Here is a 24,225-nt window from a genome sequence, read left to right as displayed (position 1 = left end):
CACATGAAGAGATACAGAGGCACGGGAATCGTTGCGGGCATCGCCGCGGCCGCGCTCCTCCTCGCGGGCTGCGGCCTCAACGAGGACCAGGGCGAACAGCCCGACACCGAGGCCGGAGCATCGACGCTCCGCATCGGCACCACGACCGACGTCGCGAACTTCAACCCGCTCGGTTCGCTGTCCAAGACCGACAGCTGGATCCTCAACGCGATGTACCCGCAGCTGCTGCGCATCGACGGCAACGCGGAGAAGGTGCCGGAACTCGCCGAGGAGTACACGCTCGAAGACGACGGCGCGACCGTGATCTACACGCTCCGCGACGACTTCGAGTGGAGCGACGGGGAGCCGGTGACCGCCTCCGACGTGAAGTTCACGGCCGAGGCGATCATGGAGAACCAGCTCGGCAACGTCGCCGCGAAGCTCACCTGGGTCGAATCGATCGAGGCCCCCGACGACACGACGGTGATCTTCCACCTCACCCAGCCGTACGCGCCCTTCGCCGAAGGCGTCGGATTCTGGATGCGCGTCGTCCCCGAGCACATCTTCAGCGAAGCCGGCGACCTCAGCACCTTCGCGAACGATCAGGCCGACGGCTGGGTCGGCGCCGGCGCGTACGTCCTCGACTCGATGAAGCGCGGCCAGCGGTACGTGCTCAAGGCGAACGAGAACTACCCCTACGCGCCTGAGGGCGGCGCCGCGGTCGGCACGGTCGAATACGTCGTCTACCCCGACGTGAACACGATGATCCTGGCGCTGCGCAACGGCGACATCGACCTCATGGGCACTCCGGTCCCCGCATCTGCTGCGGCCTCGCTCGAGCCCGAAGCGGACATCACCATGCAGGAGGTCGGATCCCTCGGCTTCGCCCACCTCACCTACAACATGCAGAACGCGACCCTCGCCGAGCAACCGGTGCGCCAGGCGCTGTCGATGGTGGTGGACACCGAGTCGATCATCTCGACGATCCTCCAGGGAGACGGCCAGGAGATGGTCGGTCCGATCTCGCCGATCTTCGGGGAGTTCGACAACCCCGACCTCGAGGCGTATCCGTTCGACCCCGCCGGCGCGAAGGCGCTGCTCGAAGACGCGGGCTACACCGACGCCGACGGCGACGGGATGCTCGACGGGCTGTCGTTCGAGGTGCTCTGCGACCAGTCCAACGCCAACCTCACCCGAGTGGCCGAGGTCGTCCGCGAGGACGCCGTGGATGCCGGTATCGAGCTGACCGTCGCGTGCATCGAACGCAACACCTTCCTCTCGCGCACCAAGGACGGCCAGTACGACATCGACCTCTCGCAGTGGGGCGTCTTCGACAACCCGATGGACCAGCTGCGCAGCACCTATCTCTCGTCGAACCCCGGCGGCATCAACTACAACCTGGTGCAGGACGCCGAGCTCGACGCTCTGATCGACGACGCCGCGGTGACGGTCGACAAGGACGCGTTCGGGGAGAAGATCCGCGCGATCGACGAGTACGTCCACGATCAGGCGCTGCTGACCCCGCTGTACGTCGAGACGTTCCGGTTCGCCTACCGCTCCGACCGCTTCGAGGGCTTCGACCCGTCGCCGAGCGATCTGCTCGGCATGGTGACCGGCTACTCGCTGGCGCAGGTCCGACCGGTCTGACCCGGTCGATCGATCAGAACACGACGAGGAGGAAGGGACGGCATGCTGCACTACGCCTCGAAGAAGGCCCTGCGGGCGGTGCTCACCATCTGGATCGCAGTGACCATCACGTTCTTCCTGCTGCGGCTGCTGCCGGCCGATCCCACCCTCCTCGTCGTGGAGGGGGACATGACCCCGGAGATGCAGCAGGCGCTGCGCGAGCAGTACGGCTTGGACAAGCCGCTGCTCGTGCAGTACCTGCTGTATCTCGGCGAGCTGCTCACCGGGAATCTCGGTGTCTCGTTCCGGCAGCTCGTCCCCGTGACCGACGTGCTCCTGGAGCGGCTGCCGTGGACGCTCCTGCTCGCGGGGTCGGCGTTCGTGCTGACGATCCTGATCGGGATCCCGCTCGGCGTGTACGCAGCCGTGGGGCGCGGAAAGGCGGTCGACAAGCTCGTGCAGTTCCTCGGCATCACCAGCAATGCGCTGTTCGTGCCGAGCGTCGCCATCTTCCTGCTCGTCGTCTTCGCCGCGAACCTGGGCATGTTCCCGATCGGTGGCGCGATCGACCCCGACACCAGAGGGGTCGCCGCCTACCTGAGCCTGTTCCAGCATCTGGCGCTGCCGTTGTTCTCGCTCGTCCTGGTGCAGGTCGGGCCGTACGCGCTCACCCTCCGCACCAACATGCTCGAGGTGCTCGGCGAGGACTACATCAAGAGCGCGCGATCACGCGGATACACGCCACGCCGCACCACCTGGCTGCACGCGCTGCGCAACGCGTTCATCCCCGCGCTGACGCTGATGGGCCTCCAGCTCGGAACGCTCGTCGGCGGCGCCGTGCTCACCGAGACGATCTTCGCCTACCCGGGCGTCGGACGCCTCATCTACGAGTCGGTTCAGCAGCTCGACTACCCGATGCTCCAGGGCGCCTTCGTCATCCTCGCCCTCACCGTCGTCCTGGCGAACCTCGCCACCGACCTCATCGCCATGTTCCTCAACCCCAGGATCCGCACATGAGCACCACACTTCCCGCGCCGACGAACCTCGACGCCCTGACCCGCCGCCGACGTCGCGGCGGAGGCTACTTCTCGTCGCCATCCGGATGGCTCTCGGTCGGCGTGCTCGTCGTGTTCGCGCTGACCGCGATCTTCGGACCGATGATCGTCGACAAGCCGAGCGGGCTCGGCGTCGACATCCTCCAGCCCCCGTCCGCGCAGCACTGGTTCGGTACGGACGACCTCGGGCAGGACGTGTTCGCCCAAGTGGTCTGGGGCACCAGGGTGAGCCTGATCGTCGGGGCCGCGGCATCCGTGATCGCGATCGTCATCGGCACGGCGCTGGGATTGATCGGGGCCTACGTCCGACGACTCGACCCGATCGTGACCACGCTGACCGACGTGATGCTCTCGCTCCCGCTGCTGCCCCTCATGATCCTGGTGACCGCGCTGGCCGGGCCGAGCGTCCTGACCCTCACGGTCGTGATCGGTGTGCTCTCGTGGGCGGAAGTCGCCCGGCTCATCCGCTCCAACGCGCTGGTCGTGTCGTCGATGCCCTACATCGACGGGGCGCGGGTGCTCGGGGCTGGTCCGATCCGCATCCTCTCCACCGAGATCCTCCCGGCAGTCATGCCCCTCGTCGTGGTCAGTGTTCTGCTGCAGGCGGCCAGAGCCGTGATCTCCGAGGCCGGACTGAGCTTCCTCGGCATGGGCGACCCCAGCACCTGGTCGTGGGGGCGCATCCTGCTCAATGCGCAGCGGTCCGGGGTGATCGCGACGGCGTGGTGGCAGACCCTGTTCCCCTCGCTCGCGATCCTCGTCCTGGTGCTCGCCGCGACCATCGCCGGCATCCGCTACAACGACTCGCGCGACCCGCGCCTGAGAGGTGTGTGATGAAGCTCGCAGACGACTTCTACCAGCGCATCCAGGATCGCGTGCGCGCGCGTCTCTCCGAGGATCAGCTCGACGGGTTGATCGTGACCGTGCCCGGCGACGTCGCCTACCTGATCGGCTTCTTCTACGCCGTGACGGAACGCCCGGTCTATCTCTGGTTCGGTCGCGACGGCTCCCGGTTCGCGCTGCTGCCGGAGCTGGACGCGGAGTACGCGGCAGCACAGGGCGTGCATGCCGACATCCGCACCTACTTCGAGTACCCGGGTGTGCGAACGCCGGAGCAGCACCTGGCCGACGAGCTGGCGAAGAGCGGGACTCCGCTGGCACGGATCGGCGTGAGCGGCGCCCTGACGATCGGGGCACGGGCGGCACTGGTGGATGCCCTCCCCGCGAGCAGCTTCATCCGCACCCGCATCCTGAGCGACCTGCGGCTGCGGAAGGAACCCGAGGAGATCGAGCTCCATCGACAGGCGGCCGAGGTGTGCGACGAGATGCTCGGAGCCGGACGGGCGCTCATCGAGGGGGCCCTGCGATCCGGGGGACCGCTGCCCACCGAGGGCGACCTCGCCCGCGAGGTGATCGGGTTCGGCACCGACCGCATGTACGAGCGCTATTCGCACGTGATCTACACCACGAAGCTCGCGGGGGACTCGTGTACGCGGGGCCGAATGCGGCACGTCCGCACGGGCTGCCCAGCCGACGCCGACTCGAGATCGGCGACACGCTGATCCTGTCGCTCGGCGCCGCCGTCGGGAGTCGGTTCGTCGAGAGCGAGCGCACGTTCGTGATCGGGGAGCCCTCGGCCGCGCAGCGGGCATACTTCGACGTCGCGCTGCGGGCACAGGAGATCGGCACGCAGGCGATGACGGTCGGTCGCACCTGCGCGTCCGTCAACACCGAGTGCCTCGACGTCATCCGTGATGCGGGTCTTGGCGGGTACATCCGCCACCGACAGGGCCACGGGATCGGCATCGCCCAGCACGAGGCCCCGTGGGTCGAGGACGGGGACCCGACCGTGCTCGCCCCGGGGATGATCCTCTCCAGCGAGCCGGGGATCTACATCCCCGGCCACGCCGGCTACCGCATCTCCGATTCGGTGCTCGTGACCGCAGACGGTCCGGAGCGCCTCACCAGATATCCGCGCACTCTCGAGGAGAACACGATCGCATGAGCGAGTACTTCGACACCGTCAACGGCGCCAGGATCAAGCTGCAGATCCTCGGGGACGACGATGCCCCGGCGATCATCGTGCATCATGGAGCGCCGGGCCTGGGCTCCCGTGCGGAGCCGGTGCGCTCGTTCGGACCCTTCAGCGACGACTACCGGATCGTCACGTTCGATGCCCGCGGATCGGGCGAATCCGCGGACGAACCGCCGTACACCCACGAACAATGGGTCGCCGACATCGATGCGATCCGCGAAAGCCTCGGTCTCGAGACGATCGTGATGGCCGGGGGCTCCTACGGCGGCTTCCTTGCGATGGAGTACACGCTCGCCCACCCGGAGCGGGTGAGCGCGCTCATCCTGCGCGACACCGCGGCCAACACCGCTTACGACCATCTGGCCGTCGAACGGGCGCGCCAGACCGACAGGGTCGTGATCGACGACTGGACCATCGCGCGGATCGGGACGGGGCACTTCGCCGACGACGCCGAATTCGAGCGGTACTGGCGTGGCATCCTGCCCCTCTACGACCACGCGTACGACCCGGAGGCCACCGAGCGCAAGGCGAGGGCGACGACCTACCACCACGCGACCCACAACGCGGCGTTCGGGGTGAACATGCCGAAGTACGATCTCCTTCCGCGGCTGGGGGAGATCGCGTGTCCGACCCTCGTCGTGGTGGGACGGCACGACTGGCGCACGCCCGTCCCCGCCTCGCAGGAGATCGTCGATCGCATCCCCGGCGCCGAGCTCGTGGTGTTCGAGGAGTCGGGGCACTCGCCGCAGTTGGAGGAGCCCGAGAAGTTCCAGGCGGTCGTGCGCGACTTCCTGCACAGAGCGGGAGTGCGCGGATGAGCGCTCCTGTGCTGAGCGATCCGGTGCTGAGCGTGCGCGGTCTGAGCGTCGAGTTCACGACACGCGATGGTGTCGTGCGGGCAGCGCAGGACGTGACCTTCGAGGTGTCGGCCGGCACCACGCTCGCCATCCTCGGCGAGTCGGGGTCGGGCAAGTCCGTCACGGCGCAGACCGTCATGAACCTGATCGAGACCCCACCGGGGCGGGTGTCGGCGGGCGAGATCCTGTTCGAGGGGCAGGACCTGCTCACGATGGATCCTGCCGCGCGTCGTACCGTGAGCGCCGAGGGCATCGCGATGGTGTTCCAGGACTCGCTGTCGGCCTTGAACCCGGTGTACACCGTCGGCGGCCAGATCGCCGAGCTGCTGCGTGTGCGGAGGGGGATGAGTCGTCGGGCGGCGTGGGAGCGGGCGGTCGAGCTCATGGGCCGTGTGCGCATCCCCTCGCCGGCGGAGCGCGCGAAGGACTATCCCCACCAGTTCTCCGGCGGGATGCGGCAGCGGATCATGATCGCGCTCGCGATCGCCCTCGAACCGAAGGTGCTCATCGCCGATGAGCCGACCACCGCACTGGACGTGACCGTCCAGGCGCAGATCATGGACCTCCTCGTGCAGCTGCAGAGCGAGACGGGCATGGCCCTCATCCTCATCACGCACGATCTCGGCGTCGTCGCCGAGGTGGCCGACCAGGTCGCGGTGATGTACGCCGGCCGCATCGTCGAGCGCGGCACCATCTTCGAGCTGTTCGAGCGGACTGCGCATCCCTATACGCGGGGTCTGCTGCGCTCGATGCCGCGCCCCGACCGCGACGACGACGTGCTGTGGGCGATTCCCGGCGCTCCGCCGAACCTGCTCGACCTCGGTCAGGGGTGCGCGTTCCGCGGCCGCTGCGACGCGGCGATCGACATCTGCGCGACCGAGCGGCCGGAGCCACGGCCCGTCGGCGCCGATACCGGGCGCGTCTCGGCGTGCCATCGACGTGAGGAGGTGCTCAGTGGACGAGCATGACGTGGTGCTGACGGTCGAAGACCTCACCAAGCACTTCCCGGTGCGAGGCGGCCGATTCGGAGGCGGAGGACGCGTGGTGCGCGCGCTCGACGGCGTGAGCTTCGAGCTGCGCAAGGGTGAGACGCTCGGCATCGTCGGCGAGTCCGGATGCGGCAAGTCGACCCTGGCGCGCACGATCGTCGGCCTGGAGACGCCCACCTCCGGTGCGGTGCGCTTCCGCGGGGCCGACCTGCACCGCCTGCGGGGCGCGCAGCGCGACGACATGCGCCGACGCGTGCAGATCGTGCTGCAGGATCCCTACTCCTCGCTCAACCCGCGCCGCACCGTGCGCGAGACGCTGCTCCAGCCATTCCAGATCCATCCCGAGGTGACGCCGCGGGGCGGACGTGAGCCGAGGATCGCGGAGCTGGCGGAGCTGGTGGGTCTCAACCCGGACCACCTCGATCGCTACCCGTTCCAGTTCTCCGGCGGGCAGCGCCAGCGCATCGGGATCGCGCGTGCGCTCGCGCTCTCACCGGAGGTCATCATCTGCGACGAACCGGTCTCGGCACTCGACGTCTCGGTGCAGGCGCAGGTCGTCAACCTCCTCCAGCGGCTGCAACGCGAACTGGGCCTCGCCTACGTCTTCATCGCACACGATCTGTCCGTCGTCCGTCACATCTCGGATCGCATCGGCGTGATGTACCTGGGGCGCGTCGCGGAGATCGGAGACCGAGCCGAGGTCTACGACACCCCCGCCCATCCGTACACCGACGCGCTGCTCGCGGCCGTCCCCGTGCCCGACCCGACGCGACGGGGCGGTCGCCGCTCGCTGCTCGCCGGCGATCCGCCGAGCCCCGTCGATCCCCCGAGCGGATGCCGCTTCCGCACGCGCTGCGTGCGGGCGCAGGACGTCTGCGCGAGCGAGGCGCCGCCGTTGCGGGCCACAGCACCATCCGGCGACCGAGACGTCGCCTGCCACTTCCCCCTCATCCCCGAGAACACCCTCGCACGCTAGGAAGCACCGTCATGTCCTCTTCGTCCTCTTCGCCCGTCCTCCCCGCAGGCAATGCCCCGCAGTACTCCGGATACACGGCGTACGGCTACCTGGAGGCCGGCCGCGACTACCAGCACTTCGACCTCGCAGCGGAGGTCGATCGCGTCCCCGCGCGTGCCTTCGACCTCGATGAGGAGCAGCGGGCCCGCATGCGTCGGCTGATGGACGAGAACATCGTGCTCTCTCTGCACGAGCACGCGATCGTGCTGCCCGAAGACGGCGACCAGGTACGGCGGTACAACCGCACCGGCCGTCAGCGCACGGGCTACGAGGGATTGTCACGTTCGGGGCTGACCGCCGTGATCGACAACTTCATGGCGGGGGCATCCTGCGTGACCAGTCAGAGCGGCTGGAAGTGGGACGACATGATCTATGCGCTCGGGTTCCGCCTCGCAGACCTCGCCAAACAGGACTACGTCCGGCTGGCCACGAGCGTGGACGACATCCACGCCGCCAAGCGCGACGGGCGGGTGGCACTGATCGCGGGCTTCGAGTGCTCCACCATGATCGAGAACGAACTCGACCGCATCGACATGCTGTACGGGTTCGGCGTTCGTCAGCTCGGCATCGCCTATTCGCAGTCGAACATGCTCGGCTCCGGCCTCTCGGAGCCGGCGGACGGCGGCCTCACCACCTTCGGTCGTCGGGCCGTCGATCGCATGAACAAGCTCGGCATGCTGATCGACATCTCGCACTCGGGGGACCGGACCTGCCTGGAGACGATCGACCACTCGGCCGTACCCGTCATGATCACCCATGCCGGTGCGCGCGCCGTCTGGCCGATCGACCGCATGAAGAGCGACGAGACCATCATCGCGTGCGCCGAGCGCGGCGGGCTCATCGGGTTGGAGGCGGCTCCGCACACCACGATCTCGTCCGAGCACCTCACGCACTCGATCGACTCGGTCATGGACCACTTCCGCTACTGCGTCGACCTCGTCGGCATCGATCACGTCTCGTTCGGCCCCGACACGATGTTCGGAGACCACGTCGCCGTGCACAAGGCCTATGCGGGCAACTACGCGCAGAAGTCGCCGGAGCATGAGAAGCACCCGCGCGTCGAGTACGTCGAGGGTCTCGAGAACCCCGGTGAGAACTTCTGGAACATCACGGCCTGGCTCGTCGAACACGGCTACAGCGACGAGGACATTGCGAAGGTCATCGGCGGCAACGCGATGCGTGTTCTCGGCGAGGTCTGGTAGAAATCCGAGAGGACAACTTCTCGACGTACGACAGCAGACTTCTCGATGGGACCCGATGGCCAAGCGTGACAGCGTAGTGAGGAACACCGTCGCGGCGCTGCGACAGCTGATCGATGTCGAGTACGTCGTGGGCGACAGGCTCCCCAACGAGAAACGGATCGCCGAGAGCCTCGACGTGAGCCGCGGTTCCGTGCGTGAGGCGCTGGGGGTGCTCGAGGCCGAGGGCTTCGTGACGCGCAACTGGGGCGTCGGCACGTTCGTCAGCGCGCCTCGACCTTCGTCCTCGCTGAGCATGTCGGCCATCGCCTCCTACCGTGACCGCGTGCACGCCGTCGGACGCACGGTCGCGCTGCGCGAGGCCGGGTACACGCTCGTGCCCGCTCCGCCCGAGATCGCCGAGGTGCTGGGCGTCGAGCCGGAGTCGGGCGTGTGGCGGGTCTACCGACTGTTCGCGGTCGACGACACCCCGTCTGCGCAGATGATCGAGCACATCCCTGCGACGATCCACGGCGTCGCGATCGACCCCGCGCCCATGACGACGGTCGACTCCGGCCTGTTCGACATGCTCAACGGACACATCGACGACGTCGTCTCGCACACGACGACCGACATCGAGGCGGTGCGGCTCGAGGAGCCGGAGGCCACCGCGCTCGATGTCGACGCCGGCACGCCGGTGCTGCGCACAGAGCAGGTGACCACCGACGTCCAGGGCGGGGTTCTCGCCTACGGAGTGACGCTGCAGCGCACGGACGTGCTCCGGATGCGCATCACGCGCTGACCCGCCTCCGCCTTCGCAGCCAGCCGTCCACTCCGAAGCGTCCCGCCGCCGGGAGGAGCAGCACGACAGCGCAGAGCACGACCATCGCCGGGTACGCGGCAATCAGCTGATCCGCGCTCCAATAGAGCATCAACGTCCCGATCGACACGAACGCCGCGATCCTGGTCAGCAGCCCCGCGACCAGCAGGAGCCCCAGGGCGACCTCGAGCGCGGGCATCACCACCCCGAACAGTCCCGGAGCCGTCTGCATGAACGACCCGACGGGCGCGAAGAACCACGGCACCCGAGGGTTCTCCTCCGTGCTCCCGGTCACGAGGGCGATGTCGGCCGCCCCGAAGCCCGCCCGATACTTCACGAAGCCTTCGTTCAGCCACAGGACTCCGACCGCCACTCTGGCCCCGCCCCCGAGCACCGAGCCGATCAGGGGCCCCGCCGGTCGCGATCCGGTCATGACAGCTCGGCTGCTCCGAACACGGCCTTCGCCTTGTCGCAGTGGATCACGACGTAGGTGTACTTCGAGGTGTCGACACCGTCGAGCATGAAGGTCTGCGAGGCGGTGTCGATCGAGACGGCATCGACGAGCATGCCCTCGGACACGGCGGCCTCATCCGTGCCGTTGGTGAGGTAGACGTGCAGGTCGGGGCCTTCGTCCGACGAGAAGTCGGAGAGGGCGATCTCGTCGTCCGACACGGTGACGGTGCCGGAGACCATCTTGTCGTTCAGGCCCATGAACTCACCGGTCATCTCGGTCATGGTCATCGCCGTGCCGTCGTCGGTGCTCTGCGACATCGAGGACTCCGGTGCGGGGTCTTCGGTCGCGGCAGGCGAACTGCACGCCGAGAGGGTGAGGGCGAGGGCGAGAGCCGCGGTGGCGGCGAGAGCTGTCTTGCGCATGAGGATCTCCTGTTCACGGTGTGCGATGTCTGTGCCCTGAGCGACGGATGCCGCGGCGGATCGCACTTCGAAGAACGCTAGGAAGCCGACGCCCCTGGCGGGGAAGACCTTTCGGAACCGTAAGGAACGGGTCGGGGCCGCAGCGGCCGCGACTAGTGTCGACCCCATGCAGGAGGCAGCCGAGGTCGTGGTGGTCGAAGACGACCCCACCGTGCGCGAAGCCGTGGGGGCGTATCTGCGGGCCAACGGCTACGTGGTCTCGACCTTCGGCGACGGGGTCTCCGCGCGGACGGCGCTGCGCGACGGCACCCCGACGTGGTCGTCGTCGATCGGATGCTGCCCGGCATCAGCGGCGACGAGCTGTGCCGCGACCTGCGGTCCTTCTCCGACGTGCCGATCATGATGCTCACGGCGCTCGGGCAGCTGGACGACCGCATCGAGGGGTTCGAGTTCGGTGCCGACGACTACCTCGCGAAGCCGTTCTCGTTGCGGGAACTCCTGGTGCGGGTCGGCGCGCTCGTCCGGCGCTCTCAGAGGGGGCAGGCATCGGCCGGGGAGGTGCGCGCCGGCGTGTTCGCGATAGATCCGCTTCGACGTCGTGTGTGCGTGCGTGGCGAGGAGATCGCGCTCACCGGGCGCGAGTACGACCTGCTCCTCTTCCTCGTGCGCAACGAGGGGCGGCCGCTCGGCCGTGAGGAGATCCTGCGTGAGGCGTGGGGCTGGAGTTTCGGCGAACCGTCGACGGTGACGGTGCACGTGCGCAGGCTGCGGGAGAAGATCGAGAGCGATCCGCGTGATCCGGTGCACCTGCGCACGGAGTGGGGCGTGGGCTACCGCTTCTCGACGCTGGGCGACGGTTCATGATCGAGCTCGCCGCCGCCGACGTCCTGACGATCGTGCTGACCTGCGTGATCGCCGCCGTCTGCGTGGCCGCGATCACCCTGGCGCTGCTGCGTCTGATGCGCCGCCGGTCGGTCCGCGCGCAGCTGATGCTCGTCGCGAGCGCCGGGGTCGTCGCGATGGCGGCGGGGGTCGTCGCGATCTCGGTCGAGATGTACATCTCTCCCGCACGACCTGACCGTCCTCCTCGTCGTGATCGGGGTGTCCCTCATCCTCGGGCTCGCCACCGCGTGGGTCGTCGCGCGGGCGATGCGGTCGTCGTTCGGCCGCCTCTCGGCATCGCTCGACGAGGTGGGGCGCGGGGGCGTCATCACGGCGGCGCAGGGTGGATCGCGTGAGCTCGACGAGCTGTCGGTGCAGCTGGCGGATGCGTCGGCGAGGGTGGATGCCGCGAAGGCGGAGCTGGAACGCCTCGACTCGGCGCGGCGACGGTTCTTCGCCTGGATCTCGCACGATCTGAGGACCCCGCTGACCGCGGTGCGCGCGCTCGCCGAGTCGATCGAGGTGGGGGCGGCGGACGCGCCGGAGCTCTTCGCCGGGCAGGTGCGGGTGCAGGTGGAGACGATGAGCCGCATGGTCGACGACCTCTTCGAGCTCTCCACGCTGACTTCGGGGGCGGTGCAGGTGCAGACGCAGCAGGTCGAGCTGCTCGACGTGGTGTCGGACGCTGTCGCCGATGTGGCCGCTGCAGCCGACCGACACGGTGTGCGCATCGTGGAGAGGGGGTGGGCGGCCACGTGCTCTGGGCGGATCCGCACCACCTCGGCAGGATCATCGTCAACCTGCTGACCAACGCCATCCGGCACGCCCCGCGGGGCACCGAGATCGTGGTCTCGGCCACGGAGATCGAGCGGAACCGGCTCGTGCTCGGCATCCTCGATCACGGGGCCGGCGTCGCCGTGGAGGACCTCGACCGCATGTTCGACGTTGGCTGGCGCGAAGATGCGGCGCGCACATCCCCGGCCGATCACGACGGCGTCGCCTCGGGAGCCGGTCTCGGGCTGTCGATCGCGCGCGGTCTCGCGCGGGCGCATGGCGGCGAGGTGTTCGCCGAGCACACGGACGACGGCTTCCGCATGAACGTGCTCCTTCCGTTCGGCGGCGCACCCGACCACACGTGACCCCGCGGGTCTTAGGCTGGTGCGCATGACTGACGTTCTTCCCGTTGGCCTCGCTCTCGACGAGTTCAGCTCCGACATCCGCCCGCAGGACGACCTGTACCGTCACGTGAACGGCGCGTGGATCGCCCGCACCGAGATCCCCGGCGACAAAGCGCGCTGGGGGTCCTTCCACCTGCTCGCCGAACAGGCCGAGAAGGATGTGCGGACGATCATCGAGGAGTCGCAGGACGCCGCGGAGGGCACGCTCGCCCGCAAGATCGGCGACCTGTTCGCGAGCTTCATGGACACCGAGCGCATCGACGCGGCCGGGGTCGCACCGCTGGCCGAGACCCTCGCCGAGATCGACGCGATCGCCGACATCCCCGCGTTCCTCCGCACGGTCGGCGCCTACGATCGGGATGGTCGTGCGGCGATCATCGGCCTCTACGTCGACGGCGACCCCGGCGACCCCGAGCGCTACCTTCCGGTGCTCGTCCAGGCCGGGCTGTCGCTGCCGGACGAGAGCTACTTCCGCCTCGACACGTTCGCCGACACCAGGGCCGCGTACCGTGCGCACCTCGAGCGGCTGCTCGACCTCGCCGGCGTCCCCGATGCCGCGCAGAACGCCGAACGTGCGATCGCGCTCGAGACCGAGCTCGCAGGACACCACTGGGACAACGTGCGCAGCCGGGACGCCGTGGCGACGTACAACCTGAAGACCTGGGACGAGCTGCAGGAGCTCGCTGGTGTCGACCTCGTCCCGTGGCGTGATGCCGTCTCGCCGTCGAACCCCGCCGCCTTCGACGAGGTGGTCGTGTCGCAGCCGAGCTTCTTCGAGGGCCTCGGGGCGCTGCTGACCGCCGAGCACCTCGATGACTGGAAGGCGTGGCTCCGATCCAAGGCCGTGCATGCGGCGGCCCCGTACCTCACCGACGACCTCGTGCAGGAGAACTTCTCCTTCTACGGCACCGAGCTCACCGGCGTCCCCACCATCCGGGAGCGCTGGAAGCGCGGCGTCTCCCTGACGGAAGGCGCCCTGGGCGAGGCGATCGGCAAGGTCTACGTCGAGCGGCACTACCCGCCGACGGCCAAGGCCGCGATGGACGAGCTGGCCGCGAACCTCGTCGAGGCCTATCGCCGGAGCATCACCGACCTCGAGTGGATGACGCCCGAGACGCGGGAGCGTGCACTCGCGAAGCTCGACGCGTTCACCCCGAAGATCGGTCACCCCGAGGTGTGGCGCGACTACAGCACCCTCGAGATCGACCGGGCCGACCTGTTCGGCAATGTGCGCAGGGCGTCGATCTTCGAGCATGACCGCAACGTCGACAAGGTCGGCAAGCCCATCGACCGCGCGGAGTGGCACATGCCCCCGCAGATGGTCAACGCCTACTACAACCCGTCGATGAACGAGATCGTGTTCCCCGCGGCCATCCTGCAGTACCCGTTCTTCGACGCCGGGCGCGACGCGGCAGCGAACTACGGCGGCATCGGCGCGGTGATCGGCCACGAGATCGGTCACGGCTTCGACGATCAGGGCAGCCGCTACGACGGTGAAGGGCGCTTGCAGGACTGGTGGACCGATGCCGACCGCGCCGCGTTCGAGGAGCGGACCACCGCGCTCATCGCGCAGTACGACGCCCTTGTTCCGGAGGGCCTCGACGCCGAGCATCACGTCAACGGCGCCCTCACGATCGGCGAGAACATCGGCGACCTCGGCGGCCTCGGGATCGCGCTCAAGGCGTACGAGCTCTCGCTGGGCGGCGCGGAGGCTCCCGTCATCGACGGATACACCGGCGTGCAGCGTCTGCTGCTCTCGTGGGCGCAGGTGTGGCAGCAGAAGAGCCGCGACGCCGAGACGCTGCGACTGCTGACGATCGACCCGCACTCGCCGAACGAGTTCCGCTGCAACCAGATCGTGCGCAACATCGATGCGTTCTACGAGGCGTTCGGCGTCACCGAGGCCGATGCGCTGTGGCTCCCTGCCGCGTCGCGAGTGACCATCTGGTGACCGATCGGCGCACTCTGTGAGTCATCCCCCGGCGGTGGGGTTACGATATCCCTGCCGCTGGGGAGCGCATCCCCTCGGCATCCCGCAAATCCCCCCTCCTTAAGGATCACGCGTGGGCGCTTTCGAGCCTGGTGAAGGGTTCCGCAACTCCTCGGGCCCCGAGTCTCTCGGTGCCGCGCAGGAGTCCTCTCCCGCGGGTCGCCGTTCCCAGCGCACGAGTCGTCGCCTGCCGCGTCGAGCAGCGCTCGGTCGCCGGTCGTTCACGTCGACGCTGCGTTCGCTGGAGGAGCTGGTCGAGGCCGGGGCGCAGGTGTCGGTGCACGTCGTCGACCTCGACAGCCACGTGCACGTACTCGCGGGCGACGATCATGTGACCATGCCCGTCGCGGGCCTCGGCGTCGTGCCCCTGCTCATCGAGGTCGCCGCCGGGTTCGAGAACGGGACCCTCGACCCGTTCGAGATCGTGGAGCGCTCCGATGTGGATGCCGTCGAGACCTCCGGCCTGTGGCGTCACCTGCATGCACCGGCGCTTCCTCTCGAGGATCTCGCCGTCCTCGCCGCGACAGCGGGCGACCCGATCGCCGTGAACGCCCTGCTGCAGAAGGTCGGGCACGACCGGGTGCGCGCACGTATCGATGCGTTGGGGCTGCGTCGCACGGCGCTGCTCGACCGCTTCCGCGACCGACGTGGACCGGACGACGCGCCCCAGGTGGCCGTGGGGTCTGCGCGCGAACTCGCCGGACTCTTCTCGGCCCTCGTGAACTCGCAGGTCGTCGACGCCGCGGTCAGCGCGCAGGTGTCGGAGTGGCTGAGTCTCAATCAGGACCTCAGCCTCGTGGCGTCGGCGACCGGACTCGACCCGTTCGCCCACGACCACGACGCCCACGGACTCCTCTTCGTGAACAAGACGGGTCGCGACCGTGGTGTCCGTGCCGAGGCTGGCGTCCTCGCCGGCCCCAGGGCCGGGGTCGCCTACGCGCTGATCGTGTGCTTCGACGACCTGTCCATCACGCACCGGCTCCGGGCGCACGACGTCTTCCGCGTCCTCGGCGTCGAACTCATGGAGTACACGCACTAGCTGTCGGCTCCACCCTCCTGGGTCCACGCACGCACGCCGCATCAGGCAATCACGCCGCATCAGGCAGGATGCGCGCGAATCGGCCTGTTCTCGTGCGTTCGCCTGCTCTCGCTAGCATCGGAGGATGCCGCGACCAGACTGGACCCCGCATCGCCGCGACGACGGAGAACTGCTCGGGTGGATCCACCCGGAGGGCGACGACTGGGTCGCCGTCGATGTGCTCGGCAGATCGGTGTCCGCGCCGTCCGCGTGGCTCGACGCCGAGGCGGCGCTGGAAGACCACGGCATCGCCTGGCTCGCCGACCCGTGGATGCTCGAGGGCGAGGGGCGCGTCCGCTGCGGGTGCGCATCCTCGAAGTCACCCCGATGAGGAGGGTGCGCCCGGACGCATCGTGGTGAAGGTGGACGACTTCGGCGACATGACCCGCCCGGCCACCGCGCAGTTCGTCCTCGCCTGGCCGATCCCCGCCCGGCTGCGTCCGCCCCAGGACGGCGACCCCGACCCGCGCGTGCTCTGACCTCGCGCGCAGTTGACGCCGTCGAGGTCGGCTGTCTAGTGTTTATGAAACACCTAGTTGCACTAGACAAAACGTGAGGGACTGCTCCATATGCCGATCACCGAATGGCCTGCTTCCCGCGCAGCATGGGAGCGAGCCCGGAACTCGCTCAGCGGCGGCGTCGCGACGGCGCTCCGCGCGAGCGCCCGACCGCACCCGATCTACTTCCGTGGCGGTGCCGGGGCGATCCTCACCGACATCGACGGCAACGACTACCACGACTACGTGCTCGGCTGGGGCCCGAACATCCTCGGCCACGGCAATCCTCGCCTGGTCGCCGCCGTGCAGGAGCAGATCGTCCGAGGAGCGACGTACGGGTCCGGCCATCACCTCGAGTACGAAGTCGCCGAGCAGCTGCTCGAAGCATTTCCTGGAATGGAGCGGGTGCTGTGGTCCAACACCGGCACCGAAGCCGACCTGGCGGCGCTGCGGATCGTGCGTGCCGCGACGGGTCGCGATCACTTCGTCAAGTTCGGCGGCCACTACCACGGCTGGTCCGACCCGATGCTCGTGGGCTATCGTCCGGGCGATGCCTCGATGGGCGCCGTGGAGAGCCGAGGGCAGCTCGGCAGCTCGGCGGACTACGCGCACACCCTCCCGTGGGGAGACCTCGCGGCTCTCGAGTCGTTCCTCGCGTCGCGCGATGACATCGCGGCGGTGTTCCTGGAGCCCGTGCTGTGCAACTCCGGGGTGATCGAGCCGCCCGTCGGTTTCCTCGAAGGCGTCAGGAGGGTCTGCGACGAGCGGGGGCTGGTGCTCGTGTTCGACGAGGTCATCACCGGTCTGCGCATCGCGCGCGGCGGTGCGGTCGAACGCTACGGGGTGATCCCCGACATCGTCGTGCTGGCGAAGGCGGTCGCCGGCGGGCTCACTCTGTCGGCGCTCCTCGGGAAGGCGCGCTATCTCGACCTCACGCTCGAGGGGGTCACGCACGCCGGAACCTACAACGGCAACCCGCTCGTGCTCGCAGCGGCCGCCGCCACCCTGGCCGAGCTCTCTGCTCCCGGTGCCTTCGACGAGCTGGAGAGGCTCGGCAGCCGGCTCGCCTCAGGACTGCGGGAGGCTCTGACCCGGCACGGCATCGTCGCCGCAGTCAACCAGGTCGGTCCCGTCGTGCAGGTCGGACTCGGCGTGGCGGCGATCACCGACTTCGACGACTTCCGCAGGACCGACCAGGAGGGGTACGCCGACCTCCTGGTCGAGCTGCTCCGTCGGGGGTCTTCGCGGTTCCTGGTGGGCGATGGTACCTCTCCACCGCGCACGACGAGGCTCTGGTCGACGAGACGCTCGCCAGGGTCGACGAGGCGATCGCGGCGTTCGCGGCCGGTCGACGGTGACATCGCACCCACGGGTGGCGGTCCTCGCCGTCTACCACGAGACCAACACCTTCTCACCCCTGCGCACCGGCCTCGACGCCTTCGCCCGGCGCTGGTACCGCGGGTCGCAGATCGTCACCGCGTTCGAGGGCACCAGGACGATGATCGGCGGGTTCCTCGACGGCGCCACAGCGGCGGGCCTGGAACCTGTGCCCCTGTTCGCGACCTTCGCCACGCCCTCCGGCACGGTCGAGCGAGCGGCATTCGAGGCGATCAGGGCCGAGCTGCGGTCGGCTCTGATCGCGGCGGACGAGATCGACGGCGTGCTGTTCGAGGTGCACGGCGACCTCTTCGTCGACGGGGAGCATGATGCCGAGGAATCCCTTGTCCAGCTCGTGCGGGCGATGCTCCCCGGCCGACCCGTCGCGATCGCACTCGACATGCACGCGAACATGGCGGCGCCTCGACTCCGCGACGTCGAGATCGTGATCGGCTACCGCACCAACCCCCACGTCGACACGTATGAGCGGGGTATCGATGCGGCACGGATGCTCGCGCCGCTGCTGCATGGCGATCCGGTGCCGCACCGGGCGCATCGTGGGCTTCCGCTCGTCGCTGCCCCGGCGGCGCAGCGGACCGAGGACGAGCCGCTGCGCTCGCTCTGGGAGCTGGCAGAACGGATCGAAGCTCGTCCGGGGATCCGCAACGCCACCGTGCACGGGGGCTACGCGTACGCCGACACCGCTTTCACGGGAATGGGATTCCAGGTCACGGCCGATGTGGATCACGCCGAGGACGCCGAGGGCGCTGCCGACGAGCTGCTCGATCTCGCGACCAGGACGCGCCCCTCTTCCGACGGGACCTGCCGGGGCAGCGGAGGCCGTGCGGCTCGCGCTGGGAGCTGCCGGGGTTCAGGTGATCGCCGACACCGGGGACAACATCAACGGCGGGTCACCGGGAGACACCACGTGGCTCGCGCACGAGGCGAGCGCTCATCCGGGACGGCGGTTCCTCGGGACCATCGCGGATCCGCGTGCGCTCGCTCTGCTTCAGGAAGCGGGCGAGGGGGCCACGACAGGGGTCCGTCTCGGGGATGGGCGTCGCCGCGATCCGGGCCGCCGCTCGACCTCGAGGTCGAGGTGCTCAGAGTGACCGACGGCGTGTTCGCCAACACAGGTCCCATGGCCACCGGCGTTCAGGTGAGCATGGGTGGCGCGGCCTGGGTGCGCGCAGGCGGACTGGACCTCGTCGTGCAAGGCGAGGCGCGGCAGCCCAACGACCCCCATCTGTTCGGCAGCATGGGGATCGACGTCGGCGCGTACGACGTCCTCCTGCTCAAAGGTGCCGCGGCGCTGCGTGCCGGATGGGCGCCGCTCGTCTCCGGTTTCGTGGACGCGGGTACACCGGGGAGACCGACTCCGTGCTCGAGCGACTGGACTACCGGAGGTCGCGTCCGCAGCTCCCGTGATCCCTGGCGGCGCGGGGCGCGGGGGTACGATGGAGCACCGCGGTCGGGCTCTCCCGGCCGGACTCGCCCAGGAGAGAAGAGCACACGGTGGCCCCAGAGGCGTCGACCCCGAGCAGGTACTCGATTCGAGCGGTCGACCGGGTGTGCGATGTCCTCGATCTCGTGCGCGCCAGCTCGGAAGGGGTCTCGCTGCTCACGGTCACGACCGAAACGGGCATGCCGAAGAGCACGGCCTTCCGGTACCTGACCGTGCTGGAGGAACGCAGCTTCGTCGAGCGGGATGCCGACACCTCGCTCTACCGGCTGGGCCTCGCGTTCCAGGCCCCCGACTCGGTGGGGTTGGAGCGGCTCAAGCGCCTCGCGGAATCACGCCTCACCCGGCTCCGTGACGACCTCGGTCTCACCGTGAACCTCGGCTACCTCGAAGGCGGTCAGGTCGTGCACGCGCTGGTGTACGAGAGTCCGCGTCAGATGCGACTCGCGGCGCGGGTGGGCGAGCGCAGCCTCATCCACTCGACGGCGCTGGGTAAGGTCATGGTCGCGGTGCGCGGCGAGGAGTCGGTGCGCTCGATCCTCGCGATGCACGGCATGCCGCGATACACCGAGAAGACCATCACCGACCCCGACGCCTACTTGGCAGAACTCGCCGAGGTGCGCGAGCGAGGCTATGCGATGGACGAGTCGGAGAACCAGATCGGCGGTCGCTGCGTCGCCGTCGCTCTGCAGGGCACGGCGATCCCGGCCGGCCTGAGCGTGAGCGCCCCGGACACCCAGCTGCCCCTCGACGAGGTGCCGAACGTGGTCTCGCAGCTCTCCCGTGTCGCCAAAGCGCTCACGAAGGAGCTGGGCAGCCCCGCCTGAGCCCCTGTACGCGTCGCTGCTGCCGGGGTCAGGTCAGCAGTCGTCGAAGTGTCGCGAGCGCGTTCGCATCCGACGTCGAGCCTCCGCCTTCGTGACCGTTGAAGGGCCAGACCTCGATCTCCTTCGGGCCGCGCCATTCGTGGAAAGCACCGAACACGGTCGACGGCGGGCACGTCGCGTCCATGAGTCCCGCGCTGAAGGTCGCCGCCACGGTGCCGCGGCGCGCGAGGTTGACGCCGTCGAAGTAGGCGAGCGTGCGGCGGACGGTGGCGGCCTCCTCGCGGTGCACGGCGAGGAAGCGCGTGATCTCGCTGTACGGCGGCTCGTCGTTGAGGCCGAGCGCCCGCGGGAAGTCGCACAGGAACGGCACCTGGGCGATCACGACCTTGACGTCGGCGGCGAGTGCTCCTGCCGCGAGCGCGAGACCGCCGCCCTGACTGCGGCCCAGTACGCCCACCCGCTGCGGATCGACCTCCGCCATGGTGCGGACGGCGTCGACCGCCAGCACCGCATCGGCATAGAGCCGGCGGTAGTAGTAGGTGCGCGGATCCTGGATGCCCCGGGTCATGACTCCGGGGAACTGCGGCCCCGTGCCGTGGCGGTCGTCGGTCGCACCGACCTTCCACGACGAACCCTGACCGCGGGTGTCCATCGTGAGGTGGGCGAACCCGGCACTCGCCCACAGCAGATCGTCCGTCGCATGTCCGCGACCACCTCCGTAACCGACGTACTGCACCACTGCGGGGAGGGGGCCTCGTGCACCACGGGGGACGCGCAGCCAGGCCCGCACCGGATCGCCGAGGTAGCCGGAGAACGTGACGTCGTACACCGACAGTGTCGCGAGGCCGGTGTCGACGATCTCCCGTCGCGGCGTCCACGCGGCCTGACGGCTCTCCCTGAGGGTTTCCGACCAGAAGGCGTCGAAGTCCTCCGGTTCCTGCTGCGCGCTCCGGTACGCGCGCAGCTCGGGTTCGGCGAGATCCGTGAACATGCTGTCCCTTCGGGTCGCGGTCAGGGGTCGAGGCGTCGACGGCGGTCCAGCGGTCCTCGGCCGCCGAGCGGATGAGGGCCTCCGCCGTGCTGAGGGCCGCGAGCCCGTCGTCCAGACTCACTCGGGGCGTCACGGTGCGGTCGGCCGCGAGGTCGAGCAGATGCGCAGCCTGCCGGGCGAGCGGTTCGGCCGGCGACTCGGCGAGGTCGTGGTGACGTTCCAGGTTCTCGCCCGCACGGCGCACCGAGATCGTGCCGCGGGCGATGTCGGCGAACAGCGTGCCGCCGCTGCCGACCACGTGGAGCGTGCGCGTGCCGCGCTGGTCGACGTAGTCGAGGTGCGCGGCGCCGACGATGCCGCTCTGATGCCGCAGCAGCGCATCGACGAGGTTGGGTGATTCGACATGCGGCACGTGGTCAACGGTGCGGGCGGTTGCCACGACGTCGGCGACGGGTCCGAAGATCCACCGCAGGTAGTCCCACTCGTGCGAGTAGTCACGGTAGAGCCGGTCGGCGGATGCCGTGGCGAAGCGGGAAGCTGCCGCGGGGATCGTCCCATAGGCGCCGAGCATCACCTGGAACGAGACGGGATGGCCGATCTCGCCGTCGAGGATCATCCGTCGGGCGGTCTCGACCACGCGTCGATGCCGCAGCACATAGCCGACGAGCACGGGTGCGGCGGACGCGCGCAGCGACGGGAGGGCGGCGGCCAGTGCGGTCGAGGATTCCGCGACCGGCTTCTCCACCAGCGTCGGGATGCCCCGGAGCGAGGCGGCGGACAGCTGCGAGATGTGCACGTGGTCGGGGCCGGCGATGATGAGGGCGTCGGGGTCGCCGTCGACGAGTGCGTCGAAGCTCGTCGTGACCTCATCCACGAGACCTTGCGAGAGCGCCTCCTCCCGCATCTCCTGGCTGGGGTCGAAGGCGACGATCCGCGTGCCGGCGCTCCGGCGCAGCGCCTGGGCGTGCTGGCGGGCGATCGATCCGAGGCCGCTCAGGGCCACACGACGGGTCTGATGCACGGGGGTCCTTCCGGGGCTTCCGAACTGTTTCATTCTATGGAATGATTTTCACCACTCTATGAGACACATTGATATCGCGTCCCCCGGGGCGCTGTCAATCGGCCCTCCTGAAAGGATCGACCCCTTGTCTGCATCGCCCTCCTCCTTCCTCGATCGGTTCTCGCTGCGCGGGAGATCGGTCGTCGTCACCGGCGCCGGCGGCCTCTACGGGAGCCTCTTCGCCCGTGCCCTCGCCGAGGCGGGCGCCCACGTCGTCGTGACCTCGCGCGAAGAGGAGCGTGCGGAGCATTCGGCCGACGCCCTGCGCGCAGACGGACTGGAGGCGTCGGCGATGTCGCTCGACCTGGCAAGCGCAGAGAGCACCGCACGCTTCGCCTCGACGTTCCTCGAGCGGTTCGGTGCGCCGGACGTGCTGGTCAACAACGCCGTCCATCGCGCGGGGGGAGGTCTGTTCGAGACGAGCATCGACGACTGGGAGTCGACGTCAGCGGTGAACTCCCGTGGACTGTTCCACATCACGCAGTCCCTCGCGAAGGGGATGGCGGATCGGGGGTCGGGATCGATCATCAACATCGGATCGATCTACGGCGTGGTCGCCCCCGACTTCTCGATCTACGAGGGGACCGGCATGACGATGCCGGTCTTCTACTCGTTCGACAAGGCGGGCATGGTCGGCTTCACGCGGTACCTCGCCGCTGCCCTCGGTCCCCTCGGTGTGCGCGCCAACTGCATCTGCCCCGGCGGATTGCGGTCGGAGGGCCAGGATGAGCGGTTCGTCGACGCCTACGAGCGCCGCGTGCCGCTGCGCCGACTCGCCGACGAGGACGACGTGACCGGGACGCTCGTGTACCTGGCCTCGGATGCGGCCTCGTACGTCACCGGCGCGGTCATCCCCGTCGACGGCGGCTGGTCGTCGATGTGATTTCTCTTGACACCGGCGACGTCGGCCGACAGACTGCATGGAAATGAAACGGAGAGTTTCATTTGAAGGGAGCCTCCAGTGCAGCTGACCGCCGACTGCACGCTCGTCGCGAGCGGCTATCTCGGATTCGGGATCAGCGATCCATGGGATGGGCATGCCTACCTGCTCGCCTCGGGCAGTGAGGCGGTGCTCATCGACACCGGTGCCGGACGTGCGCCGGAGCAGCTGCTCGCCCGCGTCCGCACCGCTCTCGAAGGGCGCACGCTGGTAGGCATCCTCGTGACCCACGGGCACGTCGACCACTCGGGCGGTACCGCCGATCTGGCGGGCGGGCTCGGCGCGCCCGTCTTCGCCTCGGCGCTCACGGCGCAGCGGCTCGCCGTCGCCGACGAGGAGGCCATCGGTCTGCCGGAAGCGCGTCGGAAGGGCGTGTATCCCGCGGATCAGGTGCTGCGCGCCGTCGCCGGCGTCGAGGTGGCCGAGAGGATCGCGGTCGGCTCGGTCGTCGTGCATGCGGTGCCGACGCCCGGTCACAGCGCCGACCACACCGCGTACCTCGCCGAGCTTCCGAGCGCGCGTGCACTCTTCAGCGGCGATCTGGTCTTCGCGCAGGGGAGGACCGCCGTGCTCGACACTCCGGACACGGACGAGGTCGCCTACCTCCGCAGCCTCCGCGCCGTCGACGAGCTCGGCGTCGCGCAGCTCTTCCCGGACACGGGGCCGTCGCGCTCAGTGCGGGTGACCAGCACATCCGGGCAGCCGTCGCGGCCTACGCGCAGGGCGGGCGACCGGCGGGACTCGTCGCATGACCGCGCTCGCAGGGCGCCGGGTGCTCGTCACGGGCGGGGCGACCGGCATCGGGGCGGCGATCAGCGCTGCGCTCCTCGAGGCGGGAGCCCGTGTCGTGGTGGCGCAGCGCACCAGGGCCGAGCTCGACGACGCCCTCACCGCTTCCGGTCTCGGCGATCGGGTCGATGGTGTCGTGGCGGACCTCTCGGAGGCGGGGACCGCCGAGCGCGTGGTCGATCACGCGGCCGACATCCTCGGAGGTCTCGACGGCCTCGTCAACAACGCGGCCGTCACCGGGCCGCCCGCCCATCGCGCGCTGCTCGACGTCGACGACGACTACCTCGACGGCATGCTGGCCGTGAATCTCGGCGCCGCGATCCGGTGCAGCGCGCGGCCGCGGCCCGGCACATGATCGCGGCGGGTGGCGGAGTCATCGTCAGCACCGCGTCCGTCCTCGCTCACACCGCCGCGCCGGCCGCCGCGGTGTACTCGGCCACCAAGGCAGGGCTTCTCGGATTCACGCGGAGCGCGGCTCTCGAGCTCGCTCCGCACGGCATCCGCGTGCTCACCGTCTCGCCGGGCGACATCGACACGCCCTCCAGCGTCGCACCGCCGAGTCCGCCCGATCAGCGCGCGGTGCGCACACCCGCGGCCGGACGTCGCGGACACCCCGAGGAGATCGGCGCGGTCGTGCGATTCCTCCTGAGCGCGGACGCTGGATACCTCACCGGAACCGACATCCTCGTCGACGGCGGCTTCCTCCTCTCCTGACCTCCACCAC

The 24,225-nt window shown here is 69.2% G+C and carries 29 protein-coding genes and 1 pseudogene; 27 read left to right on the top strand and 3 right to left on the bottom strand.

Annotation, left to right across the window (positions count from 1 at the left end; genetic code table 11):
* Positions 1–3: 3 nt before the first annotated feature.
* From G4G29_RS18650 to G4G29_RS18610, 10 genes are all read left to right on the top strand, one after another.
* The gene (locus G4G29_RS18650; RefSeq protein WP_183151155.1) at positions 4–1,626 is read left to right on the top strand and encodes an ABC transporter substrate-binding protein; all 1,623 of its coding nucleotides are present in this window, start codon (positions 4–6) and stop codon (positions 1,624–1,626) included.
* A gap of 42 nt (positions 1,627–1,668) precedes the next feature.
* Positions 1,669–2,622, top strand: a complete 954-nt coding sequence (locus G4G29_RS18645) for an ABC transporter permease (protein WP_183151154.1) — start codon at positions 1,669–1,671, stop codon at positions 2,620–2,622.
* A complete protein-coding gene (locus tag G4G29_RS18640) occupies positions 2,619–3,494 on the top strand; it encodes an ABC transporter permease (RefSeq protein WP_183151153.1) in 876 nt (291 codons plus the stop codon). The genes G4G29_RS18645 and G4G29_RS18640 overlap by 4 nt, the downstream gene beginning before the upstream one ends.
* Positions 3,494–4,222, top strand: coding sequence for an aminopeptidase P family N-terminal domain-containing protein (locus G4G29_RS23005; RefSeq protein ID WP_244632195.1), 729 nt, complete (start codon positions 3,494–3,496; stop codon positions 4,220–4,222). Before G4G29_RS18640 ends, G4G29_RS23005 begins: the two co-directional genes overlap by 1 nt.
* On the top strand, positions 4,147–4,665 hold the full coding sequence (locus tag G4G29_RS23000) for a M24 family metallopeptidase (RefSeq protein WP_244632194.1): 519 nt from the start codon (positions 4,147–4,149) through the stop codon (positions 4,663–4,665). The genes G4G29_RS23005 and G4G29_RS23000 overlap by 76 nt, the downstream gene beginning before the upstream one ends.
* Positions 4,662–5,513, top strand: coding sequence for an alpha/beta hydrolase (locus G4G29_RS18630; protein ID WP_183151152.1), 852 nt, complete (start codon positions 4,662–4,664; stop codon positions 5,511–5,513). Before G4G29_RS23000 ends, G4G29_RS18630 begins: the two co-directional genes overlap by 4 nt.
* On the top strand, positions 5,510–6,520 hold the full coding sequence (locus G4G29_RS18625) for an ABC transporter ATP-binding protein (RefSeq protein WP_183151151.1): 1,011 nt from the start codon (positions 5,510–5,512) through the stop codon (positions 6,518–6,520). Before G4G29_RS18630 ends, G4G29_RS18625 begins: the two co-directional genes overlap by 4 nt.
* Positions 6,507–7,517 carry an ABC transporter ATP-binding protein gene (locus tag G4G29_RS18620; protein WP_183151150.1) on the top strand — a complete coding sequence of 337 codons (1,011 nt, stop codon included), beginning with the start codon at positions 6,507–6,509 and terminating at the stop codon, positions 7,515–7,517. The genes G4G29_RS18625 and G4G29_RS18620 overlap by 14 nt, the downstream gene beginning before the upstream one ends.
* 11 nt (positions 7,518–7,528) lie before the next feature.
* The gene (locus G4G29_RS18615) at positions 7,529–8,758 is read left to right on the top strand and encodes a membrane dipeptidase (protein ID WP_183151149.1); all 1,230 of its coding nucleotides are present in this window, start codon (positions 7,529–7,531) and stop codon (positions 8,756–8,758) included.
* Positions 8,759–8,834: 76 nt separating this feature from the next.
* Positions 8,835–9,536 (top strand): GntR family transcriptional regulator, encoded by a 702-nt coding sequence (locus tag G4G29_RS18610; RefSeq protein WP_183151148.1) that lies wholly within the window; start codon positions 8,835–8,837, stop codon positions 9,534–9,536.
* Here G4G29_RS18610 and G4G29_RS18605 read toward each other — a convergent pair.
* Together G4G29_RS18605 and G4G29_RS18600 are read right to left on the bottom strand one after the other, a co-directional pair.
* Entirely contained in the window at positions 9,526–9,987 is a 462-nt protein-coding gene (locus G4G29_RS18605) for a TQO small subunit DoxD (protein ID WP_183151147.1), read from the bottom strand. The genes G4G29_RS18610 and G4G29_RS18605 overlap by 11 nt on opposite strands.
* A complete protein-coding gene (locus tag G4G29_RS18600; protein WP_183151146.1) occupies positions 9,984–10,430 on the bottom strand; it encodes a DM13 domain-containing protein in 447 nt (148 codons plus the stop codon). The genes G4G29_RS18605 and G4G29_RS18600 overlap by 4 nt, the downstream gene beginning before the upstream one ends.
* A 166-nt stretch (positions 10,431–10,596) precedes the next feature.
* On the opposite strand from G4G29_RS18600, the gene G4G29_RS22995 reads away from it, so the two are divergent.
* The 12 genes and pseudogenes from G4G29_RS22995 (at position 10,597) to G4G29_RS18565 (ending at position 19,721) form a co-directional block, all read left to right on the top strand.
* Positions 10,597–10,833 carry a hypothetical protein gene (locus tag G4G29_RS22995; RefSeq protein WP_244632193.1) on the top strand — a complete coding sequence of 79 codons (237 nt, stop codon included), beginning with the start codon at positions 10,597–10,599 and terminating at the stop codon, positions 10,831–10,833.
* Entirely contained in the window at positions 10,764–11,294 is a 531-nt protein-coding gene (locus G4G29_RS18595) for a response regulator transcription factor (RefSeq protein WP_244632622.1), read from the top strand. The genes G4G29_RS22995 and G4G29_RS18595 overlap by 70 nt, the downstream gene beginning before the upstream one ends.
* A complete protein-coding gene (locus tag G4G29_RS22990) occupies positions 11,291–11,668 on the top strand; it encodes a hypothetical protein (RefSeq protein ID WP_244632192.1) in 378 nt (125 codons plus the stop codon). Before G4G29_RS18595 ends, G4G29_RS22990 begins: the two co-directional genes overlap by 4 nt.
* Positions 11,580–12,119 carry a cell wall metabolism sensor histidine kinase WalK gene (locus tag G4G29_RS22985; RefSeq protein ID WP_244632191.1) on the top strand — a complete coding sequence of 180 codons (540 nt, stop codon included), beginning with the start codon at positions 11,580–11,582 and terminating at the stop codon, positions 12,117–12,119. Before G4G29_RS22990 ends, G4G29_RS22985 begins: the two co-directional genes overlap by 89 nt.
* Positions 12,068–12,451, top strand: coding sequence for an ATP-binding protein (locus tag G4G29_RS22980; protein WP_244632190.1), 384 nt, complete (start codon positions 12,068–12,070; stop codon positions 12,449–12,451). The genes G4G29_RS22985 and G4G29_RS22980 overlap by 52 nt, the downstream gene beginning before the upstream one ends.
* A 25-nt stretch (positions 12,452–12,476) precedes the next feature.
* The gene (locus G4G29_RS18585; RefSeq protein ID WP_183151145.1) at positions 12,477–14,441 is read left to right on the top strand and encodes a M13-type metalloendopeptidase; all 1,965 of its coding nucleotides are present in this window, start codon (positions 12,477–12,479) and stop codon (positions 14,439–14,441) included.
* Positions 14,442–14,553: 112 nt separating this feature from the next.
* A complete protein-coding gene (locus tag G4G29_RS18580) occupies positions 14,554–15,519 on the top strand; it encodes a serine hydrolase (protein ID WP_183151144.1) in 966 nt (321 codons plus the stop codon).
* A gap of 124 nt (positions 15,520–15,643) precedes the next feature.
* Positions 15,644–15,889, top strand: a complete 246-nt coding sequence (locus G4G29_RS22975) for a hypothetical protein (RefSeq protein ID WP_244632189.1) — start codon at positions 15,644–15,646, stop codon at positions 15,887–15,889.
* A gap of 22 nt (positions 15,890–15,911) precedes the next feature.
* Positions 15,912–16,037 (top strand): hypothetical protein, encoded by a 126-nt coding sequence (locus tag G4G29_RS23680; RefSeq protein ID WP_258566933.1) that lies wholly within the window; start codon positions 15,912–15,914, stop codon positions 16,035–16,037.
* 90 nt (positions 16,038–16,127) lie between these two features.
* A pseudogene (locus tag G4G29_RS22970) lies at positions 16,128–17,186 on the top strand (aminotransferase class III-fold pyridoxal phosphate-dependent enzyme); the annotation flags it as partial.
* Between the two features lie 241 nt (positions 17,187–17,427).
* Positions 17,428–19,107 carry a M81 family metallopeptidase gene (locus G4G29_RS18570; RefSeq protein ID WP_183151143.1) on the top strand — a complete coding sequence of 560 codons (1,680 nt, stop codon included), beginning with the start codon at positions 17,428–17,430 and terminating at the stop codon, positions 19,105–19,107.
* Positions 19,002–19,721 carry an IclR family transcriptional regulator gene (locus G4G29_RS18565; RefSeq protein WP_345941113.1) on the top strand — a complete coding sequence of 240 codons (720 nt, stop codon included), beginning with the start codon at positions 19,002–19,004 and terminating at the stop codon, positions 19,719–19,721. Before G4G29_RS18570 ends, G4G29_RS18565 begins: the two co-directional genes overlap by 106 nt.
* Before the next feature lie 28 nt (positions 19,722–19,749).
* Here the strand turns inward: G4G29_RS18565 and G4G29_RS18560 are convergent, their stop codons facing one another.
* The gene (locus G4G29_RS18560; protein ID WP_183151141.1) at positions 19,750–20,712 is read right to left on the bottom strand and encodes an acetylxylan esterase; all 963 of its coding nucleotides are present in this window, start codon (positions 20,710–20,712) and stop codon (positions 19,750–19,752) included.
* Here G4G29_RS18560 and G4G29_RS18555 point away from each other — a divergent pair.
* The 5 genes from G4G29_RS18555 (at position 20,705) to G4G29_RS22955 (ending at position 24,215) form a co-directional block, all read left to right on the top strand.
* Positions 20,705–21,109: a hypothetical protein gene (locus tag G4G29_RS18555; RefSeq protein ID WP_183151140.1), complete on the top strand. Its 405-nt coding sequence runs from the start codon at positions 20,705–20,707 to the stop codon at positions 21,107–21,109. The genes G4G29_RS18560 and G4G29_RS18555 overlap by 8 nt on opposite strands.
* Before the next feature lie 192 nt (positions 21,110–21,301).
* Positions 21,302–21,778, top strand: a complete 477-nt coding sequence (locus tag G4G29_RS22965) for a hypothetical protein (RefSeq protein WP_244632188.1) — start codon at positions 21,302–21,304, stop codon at positions 21,776–21,778.
* A gap of 79 nt (positions 21,779–21,857) precedes the next feature.
* Entirely contained in the window at positions 21,858–22,655 is a 798-nt protein-coding gene (locus G4G29_RS18545) for an SDR family oxidoreductase (RefSeq protein WP_183151139.1), read from the top strand.
* 805 nt (positions 22,656–23,460) lie between these two features.
* Positions 23,461–23,856, top strand: a complete 396-nt coding sequence (locus G4G29_RS22960; RefSeq protein ID WP_244632187.1) for an SDR family NAD(P)-dependent oxidoreductase — start codon at positions 23,461–23,463, stop codon at positions 23,854–23,856.
* On the top strand, positions 23,853–24,215 hold the full coding sequence (locus G4G29_RS22955) for an SDR family oxidoreductase (protein WP_244632186.1): 363 nt from the start codon (positions 23,853–23,855) through the stop codon (positions 24,213–24,215). Before G4G29_RS22960 ends, G4G29_RS22955 begins: the two co-directional genes overlap by 4 nt.
* The last annotated feature ends 10 nt before the right edge of the window (positions 24,216–24,225 follow it).

Origin of the sequence: Microbacterium sp. Se63.02b (assembly GCF_014171575.1) — a bacterium.
Taxonomy (GTDB): Bacteria; Actinomycetota; Actinomycetes; order Actinomycetales; family Microbacteriaceae; genus Microbacterium.
This window is presented reverse-complemented; position numbering and strand designations above follow the sequence as displayed.